This is a genomic window from Aestuariicoccus sp. MJ-SS9, assembly GCF_032586235.1.
Lineage (GTDB): Bacteria > Pseudomonadota > Alphaproteobacteria > Rhodobacterales > Rhodobacteraceae > Aestuariicoccus.
The window spans coordinates 251335-266513 of record NZ_JAWHTD010000001.1 but is presented as its reverse complement, the minus strand read 5'-3'; the positions used below and the strand labels follow the sequence as shown (position 1 = coordinate 266513).

The window sequence follows — 15179 nt, the reverse complement described above, 5'->3', positions numbered from 1 at the left end:
CTCTGGCCCCCCGCCGCCCAAATGCGCTATGACGCGGCCATGCTGAACACCATCCTTCACGGCACCGCCACCGACCGACCGCCGCTGCTGATCGTACACGGGCTCTACGGCTCGGCCCGCAACTGGGGCGTGATCGCCAAGCGGCTGTCGGACGAACGGCAGGTGATCGCGGTCGACCAGCGCAACCACGGCGACAGCTTCTGGTCGGACGATCACAGCTACGAGGCCATGGCCGCCGACCTTGCCCAGGTGATCGCCGCCCACGGCGGCCGCGCCGACGTGGTGGGCCATTCCATGGGCGGAAAGGCGGCGATGCTGCTGGCGCTGCAACACCCCGAGATGGTGAACACGCTGCTGGTGGCCGACATCGCGCCGGTCGCCTACAGCCACACCCAGATCCAGTATATCGAGGCGATGCGCGCGGTGGATCTGGACAAGGTCGCCAAACGCTCGGACGCGGCGGCGCAGCTGGCCCGGAACGTGCCCGAGCCCGCTTTGCAGGCCTTCTTCACCCAGTCGCTGGACGTGGCGGGCAAGCGCTGGCGGCTCAACCTCGACGCTTTGGCCGAGGCGATGCCGCAGATCCTGGGCTTTCCTCAGATCGACGCCAGCTTCGACGGCCCGGTGCTGTTTCTGTCCGGCGCGCAGTCGGATTACGTCCTGCCCGAACACCGCGAGCGGATCCGCGCCCTGTTCCCCAAGGCGCGGTTTGCCAAGATCCCCGGCGCGGGCCACTGGCTGCACGCCGAGAAACCCCGCGAATTCGAGGACTCCGTCCGCGCCTTTCTAAGCCTCGCGGGCTGAGCGCCCGCGAGCGCCCGGGTCACAGCGTCAGGATCGTCTGCCCCGTGGTCTTGCGCGCTTCGAGCGTGCGATGCGCCTCGGCCACATCCGCCAGCGGGAACCGCTGGTCGATGCGGATCTTCACCGCGCCCGACCCGACCTTGTCGAACAGCATCGCCGCCATGTCCTGGCAGGTGTCGTGGTTGGCGATATGGGTAAAGAGCGTCGGCCGCGTGATCTTGAGCGAGCCTTTCTGCCCGAGGATCCCGACGTTGAACGGCGGCACCGGCCCCGAGGCGTTGCCGAACGAGATCATCATCCCCAGCGGCTTGAGCGAATCGAGCGAGCCCTCGAACGTGTCCGCCCCCACCGCGTCCATCACCACGTCGACGCCCGCGCCCTCGGTCAGCTCGCGCACCCGCGCGGGCCAATCCTCGGTGCGGTAGTTGATGCAGGCGTCCGCGCCGTGATCCAGCGCCAGCTGGCATTTCTCGTCGCTGCCCGCGGTGCCAATCAGGCGGATGCCCTCGGATTTCGCCCATTGGCAGGCCAGCAATCCAACGCCCCCGGCGGCGGCGTGAAACAGCACCGTGTCCCCGGCCTTGAGCGGCGTTGTGCGGTGGAAAAGGTACTGCACCGTCAGCCCCTTGAGCATCATCGCCGCACCTTCCTCGAAGGAAATCGCATCGGGCAGCGGGCAGACCTGTGCGGCAGGCATCACGCGGGCCTCGCAATAGGCGCCCGGCGGCTGCGCGGCATAGGCGGCGCGGTCGCCGACCTTGAGATGGCCGACACCGCTGCCCACCGCCTCGATCACCCCCGCGGCCTCCATGCCCAGCGCATGGGGCAGCTCCATCGGATAAAGCCCGGTGCGCTGGTAGACGTCGATGAAGTTCAGCCCGCAGGCCTTGTGGCGGATGCGGATCTCGCCCGGGCCGGGCTCGCCGACCTCGCGCTCGACGATCTTGAACTGCTCGGGGCCGCCATGGGCCTCGATGATGGCGGTTCTTGCGGTCTCTGACATGGGTTCGGTCCTCCTCTGGACGTGCTGGTCGCGCCCGTCACGGGCTGCTCTGCAAAGCGTGAACGGGCGCGGCGCGATTCCGTGTTATAATGTCTACATAGACGCAGCTGACCGGTCTGGCCATCGGCGCGTCATGGCCGGGCTTCGGACGGATGCGCTGCGCATATCGAAAGGAGCTATGCCATGGCCCGGACCATCGGAAACCCACTGTCCTGGACAGCCAGAATCCTCGGAAAATCCGGCAGCCACCTCGCCGCCTCGGCCCGTGAGCTGGGCGGGGACGAGACCGCCCGCCCGCCGCAGGTCCAAACCCTGAGCACCGACGACATCCGCGCGGCCCTGCGCGCCGGCTGGCAGGATTTCATGGCCAGCCGCAGCGACGTGATGTTCATCGTGCTGATCTACCCGGTCGTCGGGCTGTTGCTCTTCGGGATCGGCCTGCGGATGGAGATGCTGCCGCTGCTCTTCCCGCTGATCTCGGGCTTTGCTCTGCTGGGGCCGGTGGCCGCCATCGGCCTTTACGAGATCAGCCGCCGCCGTGAGGCAGGTGAAAGCGCCCGCTGGCTCGATGCGCTGCGGGTGGTGGAATCGCCCAGCTTCGGCGCGGTTCTGGTGCTGGGGCTCTACCTGACGGCGCTGTTCGTGGTCTGGATGCTGGCCGCGGCCGAGATCTATGGCGCGACGCTCGGCACCGCCCCGCCCGATAGCGTGAGCACCTTCATGCGCCAGGTGCTGGGCACCGGGGCCGGCTGGGCGATGATCGTGATCGGCTGCGGCGTCGGCGCGGTCTTTGCGCTGGTGGCGCTGGCGATTTCGGTGGTGTCCTTCCCGCTGCTGCTCGACCGGCATGTCGGCCTGCCGGTGGCGATCGCCACCTCGATCGAGGTCACACGCAAGAACCCCCGCGTGGTGCTGGGCTGGGGCGCGGTCGTCGTCGCGGGCCTTGTGATCGGCGCTCTGCCGATGCTGCTGGGACTGATCATCACCCTGCCGGTGCTGGGCCACGCCACCTGGCATTTCTACCGCCGCGCGGTGAAATAAGAGGGCAGCGCGCCCGACATGGCCCCGGACCCGGTCCGGGGCCTCTCGCCCGGGCTCTCAGGCAACCTTCAGAACGATCTTGCCGATATGCGTGGACCCTTCCATCCGCCGATGCGCCTCGGCCGCGTCGGCCAGGGCGAATTCGGAATCCATCACCGGCGCCACCGTGCCCGCATCCAGCAGCGGCCAGACGTGGTCGCGCAGGGCGCTGGCGATCTCGGCCTTGGCGGCGTCGCTTTGCGGGCGCAGGGTGCTGCCGGTGATCGTCAGCCGGCGCATCATCACGGGCGCAAAATTCAGCGCGACCTTGGGCCCCTGCAGGAACGCGATCTGCACCAGCCGCCCGTCATCGGCCAGCGCCTTGACGTTGCGCGGGATGTAATCGCCGCCCACCATGTCGAGGATCAGGTTCGCCCCGCCCTCGGCGCGCAGCACCTCGACGAAATCCTCCTCGCGGTAGTTGATCGCCCGGTCCGCGCCCAGCCGCGCGCAGGCGGCGCATTTGTCGGCCGATCCGGCGGTGGCGTAGACCTGCGCGCCGAAATGCTTGGCCAGCTGGATCGCGGTCGTGCCGATGCCGGACGAGCCGCCATGCACCAGGAACCGCTCGCCCGCTTTCAGCCCGCCACGCATGAAGACGTTGGTCCAGACGGTGAAATAGGTTTCGGGCAGGCAGGCGGCCTCTTTCAGGCCCATGCCCCGCGGCACCGGCAGGCAATGCGCGGCGGGCGTCACCGCGTATTCGGCATAGCCGCCGCCGGGCAAGAGCGCGCAGACCGCGTCGCCCACCGCAAGCCCGGTGACGCCTTCGCCCAGCGCCGCCACATGGCCCGAGGCCTCGAGCCCCGGCAGGTCGCTCGCCCCCGGCGGCGGGGCATAGTTGCCCGCGCGCTGCAGCGCGTCGGGCCGGTTCACGCCCGCATAAGCGATCTTGAGCAGAACCTGCCCCGGCCCCGGTTCCGGCACCGGCCGGGTGACGGGCGCCAGCACCTCGGGTCCGCCTGGCTGGGTGATTTCGACTGCGGTCATTGTGGTCACGGATCGGGCCTCTCGTCTGGTCGGGTGGGCGCGTCGCGCGCCGGTTGTCTCGATTCCCAGCCCGCGCGGGCGCAGGCTGAACGGTCTTGGGCGCGCCGGGCACGCGTGTCACCCTATTATCGCCAGCTTGGCCGGAGTTGAAAGGCGGGCGATCAGGACCACGCCGATGCGATCCGCACGGTGAGGGAAAGGCCTTCAACGGGCAAGCCTGGTCGACGGGCCACGAGGTCCCGGGTCAAGCCCGGGACGGCGGCACGCTCAGCGGCCCTTGCCGCCCCACTGGCCCGGAATGTCCGCCGCCGCGCGTGGCGCGCGGATCCGCGACAGCACCATGTCGGGCCCGGCCATCAGCCGGCTTAGCAGCGGGTTCTTGCGCGCGCTGGCCTTCAGCCCCTCGATCCGCATCACGTCGTCGATCCGGCGGTCCAGAAACTCCCACGTCGCCTGATGATCCAGCGAATCGTCCCCCAGCCAATAGAGCACCGTCGCCGAATAGACCCCCGACAGCGTCGCGCGCTTGGTGTACCAGTTCACGTCGTCCGACGTGTCGCCCAGCGCGGTCCAGATGCGGTCCGCCGTGCCCCAGATCAGCCTGGCCCCGTCCGCCGCATGCATCGGCAGCGCGAAGAGCGTCGTGCCCCGCCGAACCGCCTCGCGGTCCTCGACCGCCTCGAGCCGCAGCCTGACCGCCAGCGCCACCTTGTCGCGGAACCGCATCCCCGTCATGTCCGTTGCCGCCAGCCGCTCGACCATCGCGTCGTCGCCGCGCCGGTGGAAGGCCATCGCCAGATCCACCGCCCCGCGCGGACAAAGCGACCGCGCCAGTACCGGATCCATGCCGGTGTCGGCCACCGCCGCCTTGAACGCGGTCTCGGACCAGCCATCGAAGGCCACATGCATCAGCGCGGCGTCCAGCAGCGCGTCGGCATCGGGTGTCGCATCGGTTTCGGTCATCGGATCCCCCGTTTTCTTCGGTGTTTCGCACCCTAGACAACTTAAGGCGGCTTTGCTATACGGCCACCTCCTGCAAATCCTTGCAACTCAACTTAGAAAGGTGGTGACAACCACATGCAGGTTAGTGTTCGCGACAACAATGTCGATCAGGCGCTCCGTGCCCTGAAGAAGAAGCTGCAGCGCGAAGGCGTGTTCCGCGAAATGAAGCTCAAGCAACATTTCGAGAAGCCGTCCGAGAAAAAAGCGCGCGAGAAGGCCGAGGCGATCCGCCGGGCCCGCAAGCTGGCTCGTAAAAAGGCACAGCGCGAAGGTCTGCTCTAAGCAGCTTTTCAGCACTTGAAAAGTCACAAGACGACCCCCGGGGCCTGCGCCTTTCGGGGGTTTGTCGTCTCTTGGGGCTGGCGCGATGCCACGGTTGTGGCATACTCGATCCATTCACCTTTTGGTAATTGCGTCTGGATCGCCCCATGACCGACCCGATTTTCTGGATCGTTTGCCTTGTCCTTCTGGCCTTGCTGGCCTTCGTCTTGTTCGCCCTGCGCAGCAGCGCGCCGCCGCCCGAGGCCGACAAACCACCGCCACAACAGCAACAGCAACAACAACAACAGGCCGCGCCGCCCCCGGCCGCAGCCGCCCCTTTCGGCGCGCCTGCCCCGCTCCCGGCCGAACCGGAGGCCGCATCGCCGGACGACGGCGACGGAAGGCCCTCCAAAACCGTGAAATGGTTCAACCACGGCTTCGGGATGCCCTTCGATGAGGACGCGGGCGACCCGTTCGAAATGGCTCTGCCCGAATCCGAGGATTACTGGGTCCAGCGCATCTTTTTCGGCACCGACCGCAACGTCACCGCCATAACCGGCACGGGCCCCGGCTTTGGCACCGACCGTGCCGGGCATCTGACCGTCGGCGCCACCGACATCACGATCCCGAAAGAGGCGCACCGTCTGGGTCACATGGAACGCCCGCGTGAATTTACGCTCTTCAAGATCACCCTCTGGCGCGAGGACGAGGATCCGGCGAAACACTTTACCATTCATCGGACGGAGATCCTGGAACCCGACGATTTCACCGCTTTGGCCGCCGAGGCCGCCCATGCCGCGCGCAATTACGATGACACCGCGTTTCTTTATATCCACGGCTTCAACACGACCTTTCAGACCGCCATGTACCGCGCCGCGCAGCTGGCGCACGATCTGGGGTTCGACGGCCCCGCCTTTGCCTACAGCTGGCCCAGCACGGGCGGCGTCGCCTCTTACGTGGCCGATATGGACGCGGCGCGCGGGGCGGTCACGCATCTCGACGCCTTCCTCGACCTGGTGCTGACGACACCCGGCATCGACAAGCTGCACGTCGTGGCGCATTCCATGGGCAATGCCGCGCTGGCAGAGCTTGTGACCCGCGCAGGCACGAAACTCTCTGCCCGCACCGACAAGGTGATCGACCAGTTGATCCTCGCAGCACCCGACGTGGACGCCGAAGTCTTCAAGGGCATCGCGCAGCATTTCACCCGTCATGCGAAGGGTGTCACGCTTTATGCCTGCGCGTCGGATCTGGCGCTGATGGCCTCCGAGACGATCCGCGGCGGGCATCCGCGCGCGGGCGACGTGCCGGCCACGGGGCCGGTGGTGGTGCCCGATATCGACACCATCGACGTGACCGCCGTCGGGACAGAGCTTTTCTCGCTCAACCACAACACCTATGCGCACGACCGGGGGCTGCTGGACGATCTGGGCAACCTGTTCCTGAGCGGCCTGCGGCCCCCGCGCAGGCGTATGCCCACGCTGAAAGAGCGCAGCAGCGCCGCTGGGATCTGGTGGGAGATGCCTGGCTAGCACCGTGCGCCACCTTAAGGAAATCCTAAATTTCCCTAATGGATCAATAAGTTAAATTTCATACCTACTGACCCGATGTTTCGCGCGCGAAACATTAGGTCAGCCTTGCTAACCTTCCTCAAGCATCATCGCCGCCGCCTTTTCCGCGATCATGATCGTGGGCGCGTTGGTGTTGCCGCTGGTGATCGTCGGCATGACGCTGGCATCCACCACGCGCAGGTTCTCGACCCCGCGCAGCCGCAGCGCCGCATCCAGCGGCGCGGCCTCGTCCGCGCCCATGCGCACGGTGCCCACGGGATGAAAGATCGTCGTGCCGATGTCGCCGGCAGCCTTGGCCAGCTCGGCATCGGTTTCCAGCACGGCACCGGGCCGCATCTCATCGGGCTGGTAACGCGCCATCGGCTCTTGCGCCATGATCCGGCGGGTCAGCCGGATCGAATCCGCCGCAACCTGCCGGTCGCCCTCGGTGCTCAGATAGTTCGGTGCGATCACCGGCGCGTCGCGGAAATTCCCCGAGGCGATCCGCACGCTGCCCCGGCTTTCGGGCCGCAGGTTGCAGACGCTGGCGGTGATCGCAGGGAAACTATGCAGCGGCTCGCCGAAGGCATCCAGCGACAGCGGCTGGACATGGTATTCCAGATCCGGCGTCGCCAGCCCCTCGCGCGAGCGCGCGAAAGCGCCCAACTGCGACGGCGCCATCGACATCGGGCCGGTGCGTTTCAGCGCGTATTCGGCGGCGATCTTCGCCTTGCCGATCAGCGAATTGGCCATGGTGTTCAGCGTCTTGGCCCCGGTCAGCCGCCAGGCGCAGCGCAATTGCAGATGGTCCTGAAGGTTGGCACCGATCCCCTCGATATCGCGCCTGACCGCGATCCCGTGCTCCTGCAACAGCGCCCCCGGCCCCAGCCCGGACAATTGCAGGATCTGCGGCGATCCGATTGCGCCCGCCGACAGGATCACGTCGCCCTCGGCCCGCGCCTCGATCCGCTGGCCGTCGCGCTGGTAGGCCACGCCGGTCACCCGCGCGCCATCGAAAAGCAGCTCTTGCACATGCGCCTGGGTTTCCACCTTCAGCCGGTCGGTCGAGGTGGTGCGCAGGAACGCCTTGGCGGTGTTCATACGCCAGCCGTTGCGCTGGTTCACCCGGAAATAGCCGACGCCCTCGGTGTCGCCGGTGTTGAAATCGGTCACTCTCGGCAGCCCGGCGGCGGCGGCGGCGTCCATCCAGTGGTCCAGCACGTCCCAATGCAGGCGCTGGTTCTCGACCCGCCATTCGCCCCCGGCCCCGTGCATGTCCGACGGGCCCTCGACGTAATCCTCGGACCGTTTGAAGAACGGCAGCACGTCGTCCCAGCCCCAGCCGGGCAGGCCCATCTGCCGCCAGCCGTCATAATCGGCGGCCTGGCCGCGCAGGTAGAGCATCCCGTTGATCGACGAACAGCCCCCCAGCACCTTGCCGCGCGGGTAAAGCAGCGAGCGCCCGTTCAGTCCCGGTTCCTGGGCCGTGCGGTAAAGCCAGTCGGTGCGCGGATTGCCGATGCAGTAAAGATAGCCCATCGGGATATGCACCCAATGGTAATTGTCGCGCCCCCCGGCCTCGAGCAGCAGGACGCGGCGGCCCGCCTCGCTCAGCCGTTTTGCCAGAACGCAGCCCGCGCTGCCCGCGCCGATGACGATGTGATCCCAGGTCAAGTGCCGTCCCCCCGATGCCGCGCGCAGAATGGCGCAGACCCGGCCGAGGGGCAATGTCAGAACACCGCCTGTTCCCGCAGTGGGACGCGGCAGGACGCCACAAGCGTCGCCGCCTCGCGCCGGCGCAGGATGGGGCGGGCGGGGATGTGGCTGTCGGGGCCCAGAACGCGGCGGATGTCCGCGCGGTCGTGGGCGGAGAGGATTGCGCCGCTGCGGTCCCCCGGCAGCAGGCTTTCGCAGGGCGCGCCCTCGGCGATCAGAATATCGTGGCGGTCCAGCAGGATATGCACATAAGTCACGTTCTGCCGCTGCACCCGGCGCACCCTGCGGCCATCCACGAGCCCGATGGCGGGCACCAGCACCTCGGATGCGCCAAAGTGCAGTTCGGCCTGCGGCGAGGCGATCATCACCCGGTGCTGCGGCGACAGCTTGATCGGTGCGGCATTCCCGATGGTTCCCGGCGCAAACCGGATCGGGGCGGCGTTTTCCGTCGCCGCGACGGTCTTGCGGCCGACCCAGCGCACCACGCGCCGCGCGCCGTCCCAGGTGCAGACGGTCTGGCCCACCCGCAAGGACGACACCGGCTGCCAGCCGCGCGGCGTGGCGAGCCGGACGGTTTTTTCGAAACAGACGACCTCGTAATCAAAGCTGCTGTTCTGGTCGGTCGTGCGGAACTCGGGCCGCGATGAGGGGCGGTATTGGGCCCAGTACCAATCCTCCAGATCGTCGCCGGGGGTCCAGACCACCTGCGCCGTATCGCCGTTCTCATCCACCCCTTCGAACACCAGCACGCCGCCGCTGCCGCCGTCGGAGGGATCGTCGCTGCGCACCACGGTGGCGTTCAGGATGGTGCCGCCGCCGCCCGCCCCGCCCCAGCTGATGTCATAGGTATCGCCGACCTCGAACAGGCGCGGGTCGGAATCGCCTTCGACCGCGGTGATCACCAGATCCTTGCTGGCGTTGGGCGGATGGTCGAACCGCGACTGCCCGTTGGCCGTGTTGACGTTGTTGCCCGTCGACACGGCGAATTCGCTATCCTCTGCCTCGATCGAAAAGACCATCGCTTGCCCCGCCCCGCGCTTTCAGGGTCGTTCTGGGGCAAGGACAGCAAAGCGTTCGTTAAGCCGGACGGCCCAGCGACGGAAAATTAATGAAAATTCGAACGACCGGCCGTCAGACCGGCAGGGCCGTCGTCTTGAAAACCGTGCGCAGCGCGAACGAGGATTGCATCTGCGCCACCCCGGGCAGGCGGGTCAGGTACTGGCGGTGGATGCGGGCGAAATCCTCGGTGCTTTCGGCGACAATCTTGAGGATGTAATCGGCGGTGCCCGCCATCAGATGGCATTCGAGCACCTCGGGCACGCGTGATACCGCCTTTTCGAATGCCTCGAGCACCTCGTCGGCCTGCGTGTTCAGCGTGATTTCGACAAAAACGGTCGAGGAAAGGCCCAGCTTGCGCGCATCCAGCAGCGCCACGTAATCGCGGATCATCCCCGATTCCTCGAGCCGCTGCACCCGGCGATGACAGGCCGAGGGCGACAGGTTCACTTCTTCGGAAAGGTCCGCATTGGACATGCGGCCCGCGCGCTGCAGGACCCGTAGGATTCGGCGATCCATCTCATCCAGCTTCATTTACGTCCCTTTTCTGCGGCCATTTGGCAATATGCTCGAAGATCCTTCGACCTTTATCGCTATCAGCGCACCAGACTTGCACGGAAATTGCAAGCGATTTGGCGCAATATGCGGTCAAGCGTCAGACAGGAGGAGCTGCCATGAAAATCGGATGCCCGACAGAGATCAAACCCCAGGAATTCCGCGTTGGCGTCACGCCCAACGCCGCGCGCGAGGCCGTCGCCCACGGCCATGACGTGGTGATCCAGAAAGGCGCAGGCCTTGGCGCCGGCTTCACCGATGCCGATTACGAGGCCGCCGGGGCGGCGATCCTCGACACCGCCGAGGAAATCTTTGCCACCGCCGACATGATCGTGAAGGTCAAAGAGCCGCAGGCGATCGAGCGCAAGATGCTGCGCGAGGGTCAGCTGCTTTTCACCTATCTGCATCTCGCCCCCGACCCCGAGCAAACCCGCGATCTGCTGGCCTCGGGCTGCACCGCGATTGCCTATGAAACCGTGACCGACGAGCGCGGCGGGCTGCCGCTGCTGGCCCCGATGTCCGAGGTCGCGGGCCGTCTGGCGCCGCAGATGGGTGCATGGACGCTGCAGAAGGCCAATGGCGGGCGCGGTGTGCTGATGGGCGGCGTGCCCGGCGTCGGCCCGGCGCGGGTGCTGGTCATCGGCGGCGGCGTGGTCGGCACCCACGCGGCGCGCATCGCCGCGGGTATGGGCGCCGAAGTGACCGTGCTCGACCGTTCGCTGGCGCGGCTGCGCTATCTCGACGAAGTCTTCGGTGGCACCTTCCGCACCGGCTATTCCAGCGCGGGCCTGCTGGCCGAGCATCTGGGCGCGGCGGATATGGTGATCGGCGCGGTTCTGGTGCCCGGCGCCGCGGCGCCCAAGCTGGTCAAGCGCGCCGACTTCGCCATGATGAAGCCCGGGGCGGCGCTGGTCGATGTGGCCATCGACCAGGGCGGCTGTTTCGAAACGTCGAAGGCCACCACCCATGCCGATCCGATCTACGAGGTCGACGGGATCATGCATTACTGCGTGGCCAATATGCCGGGGGCGGTTGCGCGCACCTCGACCATCGCTCTGGGCAACGCGACGATGCCCTACATGCTGGCGCTGGCCGACAAGGGCTGGCGGCAGGCCTGCGCGGATGATCCACATCTGCTGGACGGTCTGAACGTCCATGCCGGGCGGCTGACGTATTATGCCGTGGGCAAGGCGCTGGGGATGGACGTGACCGCGCCGCAACTGGCGCTGAAGACCGCCGCCTGACTGCGGATCGGCCGGGCCCGCGAGGGGCCCGGCCGATTGCTTTTCGAGGGGCGCTCAGCGCTTGAGCGCGTCGCGGATCTCCAGCAGGACCTCCAGCTCGGTCGGGCCCGCTGGGGCCTCTTCCTCGGCGGGGTTCTCGGGCGTCTCGGCCGCGGCCTTGATGCGGTTGACCGTCTTGACCAGCATGAACACCGCGAAGGCGACGATCAGGAAATTGATCACCGCCATAATGAAGGTGCCGATGGCAAAGACCGGGACCCCGGCCTCGGTCGCCGCTTCGATCGAGGCGAATTCGCCGTCGCCCAGCACGTAGAACCAGCCCGAGAAGTCGATCCCGCCGGTGAAGAGCGCGATGATCGGGTTGATGATGTCGCCGACAAGCGATTTGACGATGGCGGTGAAGGCCGCTCCGATGATGATGCCCACGGCCATGTCCATGACATTGCCCCGGGCGATGAATTGCTTGAATTCCTGGATCATGTGATTTCCCGAAGATAAGCTGACGCCGGCCGTCCGGCTGGCCGGCACGCGACAGTAAAGGCAGGCCAGGGCGTACAGCGCAACGCCAAACTTCTCTGCGAAAGGCCCGTAGGGTGCGCGGTCCCCGCGCACCGCGCCGAGGTCAGCCCGGCAGCGCGCCGGTCAGGACGTAGCGCAGGATCTGCACCACCTGCTGCGGTGTGCGCGCCATGGCCAGCGCCGCCGCGTCCACCTCTTTGAGCGCATGGTCGTGCTCGGGCGGCTGCAGGATGATCAGCGACTTGCCCAGCGCCGAAGCATAGCCCGCATCGAAGGCCGCGTTCCACTGCTTGTACTTGTCGCCGAAACGCACCACGACCACGTCGGCGTCCTCGATCCCCTTGCGGGTGCGGATGGCGTTGACCATCGCGCCCTTGTGGTCGTGCCAGTACTTGTCCTCTTCGGCCCCGAGGATGGCGACGCCGCAATCGTCGCTGGCGGCGTGATCGGTCACCGGCGCGTTGAAGGTCACGTCAAGCCCCTGCGCCCCGTCGATGATCTGCTCGCGCCAGTCGGTGTGAATCTCGCCCGAAAGATAGACGTTCAGTCCCATATCCCATCTCCTCTGATTTGGCGCACAACATACGCCTGGGCCGCCGGATGGCAACCGGAGGAGGGGGCGCTGCCCCCGCTGCTGCGCAGCCCCCCGGGATATTTGGGGATCAGTGAAAGGGCGGGGGCGACGCGGAAGCCCCCGCCCGTTTGTCCTTTGCCGCGACGGTCGGAGGGGCGCCGTCGCGGCGGGGTCGTTGGCTCAGACGTCCTTGCGGATCGCTTCGTTCCTGGGGTCGTAGGGGCTGTCTTCGACCACCTCGGTGTCCCAGAGCCTGTCCTGCATCTTGACCTGGAGCTTCGTGCCGGGCGTGGCGAGTTCAGGGGTGACGTAGCCCATGCCGATCGACTTGCCGAAGGCGACCGAGTAGCCGCCCGAGGTCAGGCGGCCGACGCGGGCGCCGTCGGGGGTATAGAGCGCCTCGCGGCCCCAGGGGTCGGCGTCATCGGGGCCGTCGATCAGCAGGGTGCAGCATTTGGCGCGCACCCCCGTCTGCTCCATCGCCGCCTTGCCGTGGAAGTCCTTGGACAAATCCACGAAGCGCGGCAGGTCGGCCTCGAGCGGGGTGGCGTCGCGACCCAGTTCGGTGCCGAAGGCGCGGTAGCTTTTCTCCTGGCGGAGCCAGTTCTGCGCCCGCGCGCCCACCAGCTTCATCCCGTGCTTTGCGCCCGCCGCCATCAGCTGGTCCCAGAGGTAGTTCTGCATCTCGATCGGGTGGTGCAGTTCCCAGCCCAATTCACCAGTATAGGCGACGCGGATGGCGCGGACCGGGCACATGCCCAGCTCGATGTCGCGGCACGAGAGCCAGGGAAAGCGCTTGTTGCCCAGCACGGTTGAGGGGTCGGCATCCTTGACGATCTCGCCCAGCACCTCGCGGGATTTCGGCCCTGCGATGGCGAAGACGCCCCATTGGGTGGTGACGTCCTGGATCTCGATATAGCCGAACTCGGGTGCCTTGTCGGCGGCGGCCTTGCGCAGGTAGTCGGCGTCATAGGCCGTCCAGGCCCCGGCGGAGACGAGGTAGTATTCGTCCTCGGCCAGCCGCACGATGGTGTATTCTGTGCGGGTGGTGCCGTGCGATGTCAGCGCGTAGGTCAGGTTGATCCGGCCCACCTTTGGCAGTTTGTTGCAGGTGAACCAATCGAGGAACTGCGTCGCGCCGGGGCCCTTGACCACATGCTTGGTGAAGGCGGTGGCGTCGATCAGGCCGACGCCTTCGCGTACGGCCTTGGCCTCGTCCACCGCATATTGCCACCAGCCGCCGCGGCGGAAGCTGCGGGCGTCGTGGTCGAAGGTGTCGGGCGCATCCGTGGGGCCGTAATAATTGGGCCGCTCCCAGCCGTTGACGCAGCCGAACTGCGCGCCCAGCGCCTTTTGCCGGTCGTAGGCGGGCGCGGTGCGCAGGGGGCGGCAGGCGGGACGTTCCTCGTCGGGGTGGTGCAGGATGTAGACGTGCTCATACGCCTCTTCGTTCTTGCGCGCGGCGTATTCGGTGGTCATCCAGCTGCCGTAGCGCTTGGGGTCGAGCGAGGCCATGTCGATCTCGGCCTCGCCCTCGACCATCAGCTGCGCCAGGTAGTACCCTGCCCCGCCGGCGGCGGTGATGCCGAAGGAAAAGCCCTCGGCCAGCCACATGTTGCGCAGCCCTGGCGCGGGGCCGATCAGCGGGTTGCCGTCGGGCGTGTAGCAGATCGGGCCGTTGTAATCGTCCTTGAGCCCCACCTCTTCCGAGGACGGGAGGCGGTGGATCATCGACATGTATTCCTCTTCGATCCGTTCCAGATCGAGCGGGAAGAGGTCGGCGCGGAAGCTGTCGGGCACGCCATATTCGAACCGCGCGGGCGCGTTAAGCTCGTAGGGGCCCAGGATCCAGCCGCCGCGTTCCTCGCGCACGTACCACTTGGCGTCGGCATCGCGCAGCACCGGGTGTTCGGCATTGCCGGCCTTGCGCCATTCGACGAGCGCCGGATCGGGTTCGGTGACGATGTACTGGTGTTCGACCGGAATGGCGGGGATCTTGAGGCCCAGCAGCTTGGCGGTGCGCTGCGCGTGGTTGCCGGTGGCGGTGACGACGTGTTCGGCCTGGATCACCATCTGCTCGTCCGAGGGCACCAGGTTGCCGCCTTTCTCGACCATCTTGGTGACGCCCACATCCCAGTGGTCGCCCGCCCAGGTGTAGCTGTCGACCTGCCATTTGCGCTCGATCGTCACGCCGCGCTGGCGCGCGCCCTTGGCCATCGCCATCGTGACGTCGGCGGGGTTAATGTAGCCGTCCGTGGGGTGGTAGATCGCGCCTTTCAGGTCCTCGGTGCGCACCAGCGGCCAGCGGTCCTTGATCTGCGCGGGGGTCATCCATTCGTAGGGCACGCCGCAGGTCTCGGCGGTCGAGGCGTAGAGCATGTATTCGTCCATGCGCGCGTCGGTCTGCGCCATGCGCAGGTTGCCCACCACGAAGAAACCCGCGTTGAGGCCGGTTTCCTCTTCGAGCGTCTTGTAGAACTTGATCGAGTAGTCGTGGATGTGGGTCGTCGCGTAGGACATGTTGAAATACGGCAGAAGCCCCGCCGCATGCCAGGTCGAGCCCGACGTCAGCTCGTCGCGTTCGAGCAGCATCACGTCGTCCCACCCCGCGCGGGCGAGGTGGTAGGCGATGGAGGTTCCGACGGCACCGCCGCCGACGACAAGGGCTTTGACTTGGGTCTTCATGAGGACGTCTCCGACAAGCGTTTGGGACGTACCTACATCCCCTCGCGCGGCGACGCTGAACTGGCCCGACACGTCATGGCGGGAAAGCGACATGGCATCGGGCAAACCCCCTTGCCCTCGGAAGACCACGCTTGCGCCAA

At 66.9% G+C, this 15179-nt stretch carries 14 protein-coding genes; 5 read left to right on the top strand and 9 right to left on the bottom strand.

All coding sequences use genetic code 11. From position 1 onward, the window contains the following. The first annotated feature begins 21 nt into the window (after positions 1-21). The gene (locus tag RXV88_RS01300) at positions 22-804 is read left to right on the top strand and encodes an alpha/beta fold hydrolase (RefSeq protein WP_316289986.1); all 783 of its coding nucleotides are present in this window, start codon (positions 22-24) and stop codon (positions 802-804) included. A gap of 19 nt (positions 805-823) precedes the next feature. Here the strand turns inward: RXV88_RS01300 and RXV88_RS01295 are convergent, their stop codons facing one another. After that, positions 824-1807, bottom strand: coding sequence for a quinone oxidoreductase (locus RXV88_RS01295; protein ID WP_316289984.1), 984 nt, complete (start codon positions 1805-1807; stop codon positions 824-826). A 183-nt stretch (positions 1808-1990) separates the two neighbouring features. On the opposite strand from RXV88_RS01295, the gene RXV88_RS01290 reads away from it, so the two are divergent. Beyond that, positions 1991-2848, top strand: coding sequence for a DUF2189 domain-containing protein (locus RXV88_RS01290; protein WP_316289982.1), 858 nt, complete (start codon positions 1991-1993; stop codon positions 2846-2848). A gap of 57 nt (positions 2849-2905) precedes the next feature. Here RXV88_RS01290 and RXV88_RS01285 read toward each other — a convergent pair whose 3' ends face one another. Continuing rightward, the gene (locus RXV88_RS01285) at positions 2906-3877 is read right to left on the bottom strand and encodes an NAD(P)H-quinone oxidoreductase (protein ID WP_316290145.1); all 972 of its coding nucleotides are present in this window, start codon (positions 3875-3877) and stop codon (positions 2906-2908) included. A 267-nt stretch (positions 3878-4144) separates the two neighbouring features. Then, entirely contained in the window at positions 4145-4840 is a 696-nt protein-coding gene (locus RXV88_RS01280; protein WP_316289979.1) for a COQ9 family protein, read from the bottom strand. Positions 4841-4954: 114 nt separating this feature from the next. Here RXV88_RS01280 and rpsU point away from each other — a divergent pair, with 114 nt between their 5' ends. Together rpsU and RXV88_RS01270 are read left to right on the top strand one after the other, a co-directional pair. Further along, a complete protein-coding gene (gene rpsU, locus RXV88_RS01275; RefSeq protein ID WP_005614280.1) occupies positions 4955-5161 on the top strand; it encodes a 30S ribosomal protein S21 in 207 nt (68 codons plus the stop codon). 146 nt (positions 5162-5307) lie between these two features. Next, positions 5308-6672 carry an alpha/beta hydrolase gene (locus RXV88_RS01270; protein WP_316289957.1) on the top strand — a complete coding sequence of 455 codons (1365 nt, stop codon included), beginning with the start codon at positions 5308-5310 and terminating at the stop codon, positions 6670-6672. 108 nt (positions 6673-6780) lie between these two features. Here the strand turns inward: RXV88_RS01270 and RXV88_RS01265 are convergent, their stop codons facing one another. From RXV88_RS01265 to RXV88_RS01255, 3 genes are all read right to left on the bottom strand, one after another. Continuing rightward, entirely contained in the window at positions 6781-8364 is a 1584-nt protein-coding gene (locus RXV88_RS01265; protein ID WP_316289956.1) for a GMC family oxidoreductase, read from the bottom strand. Between the two features lie 56 nt (positions 8365-8420). Next, the gene (locus RXV88_RS01260) at positions 8421-9425 is read right to left on the bottom strand and encodes a Hint domain-containing protein (protein WP_316289954.1); all 1005 of its coding nucleotides are present in this window, start codon (positions 9423-9425) and stop codon (positions 8421-8423) included. A gap of 112 nt (positions 9426-9537) precedes the next feature. Next, positions 9538-9996 carry an Lrp/AsnC family transcriptional regulator gene (locus tag RXV88_RS01255; RefSeq protein WP_316289951.1) on the bottom strand — a complete coding sequence of 153 codons (459 nt, stop codon included), beginning with the start codon at positions 9994-9996 and terminating at the stop codon, positions 9538-9540. A gap of 140 nt (positions 9997-10136) precedes the next feature. Between RXV88_RS01255 and ald the strand changes: the two genes are divergently transcribed. Continuing rightward, positions 10137-11261, top strand: coding sequence for an alanine dehydrogenase (ald, locus tag RXV88_RS01250; RefSeq protein WP_316289949.1), 1125 nt, complete (start codon positions 10137-10139; stop codon positions 11259-11261). A 54-nt stretch (positions 11262-11315) separates the two neighbouring features. Here ald and mscL read toward each other — a convergent pair whose 3' ends face one another. The 3 genes from mscL to RXV88_RS01235 form a co-directional block, all read right to left on the bottom strand. Next, a complete protein-coding gene (mscL, locus tag RXV88_RS01245; protein WP_316289948.1) occupies positions 11316-11741 on the bottom strand; it encodes a large conductance mechanosensitive channel protein MscL in 426 nt (141 codons plus the stop codon). A gap of 142 nt (positions 11742-11883) precedes the next feature. Beyond that, complete coding sequence (locus tag RXV88_RS01240; protein ID WP_316289946.1) at positions 11884-12333, bottom strand: YtoQ family protein; 450 nt, start codon at positions 12331-12333, stop codon at positions 11884-11886. 201 nt (positions 12334-12534) lie between these two features. After that, positions 12535-15039, bottom strand: coding sequence for an FAD-dependent oxidoreductase (locus RXV88_RS01235; protein ID WP_316289945.1), 2505 nt, complete (start codon positions 15037-15039; stop codon positions 12535-12537). Positions 15040-15179: the final 140 nt, after the last annotated feature.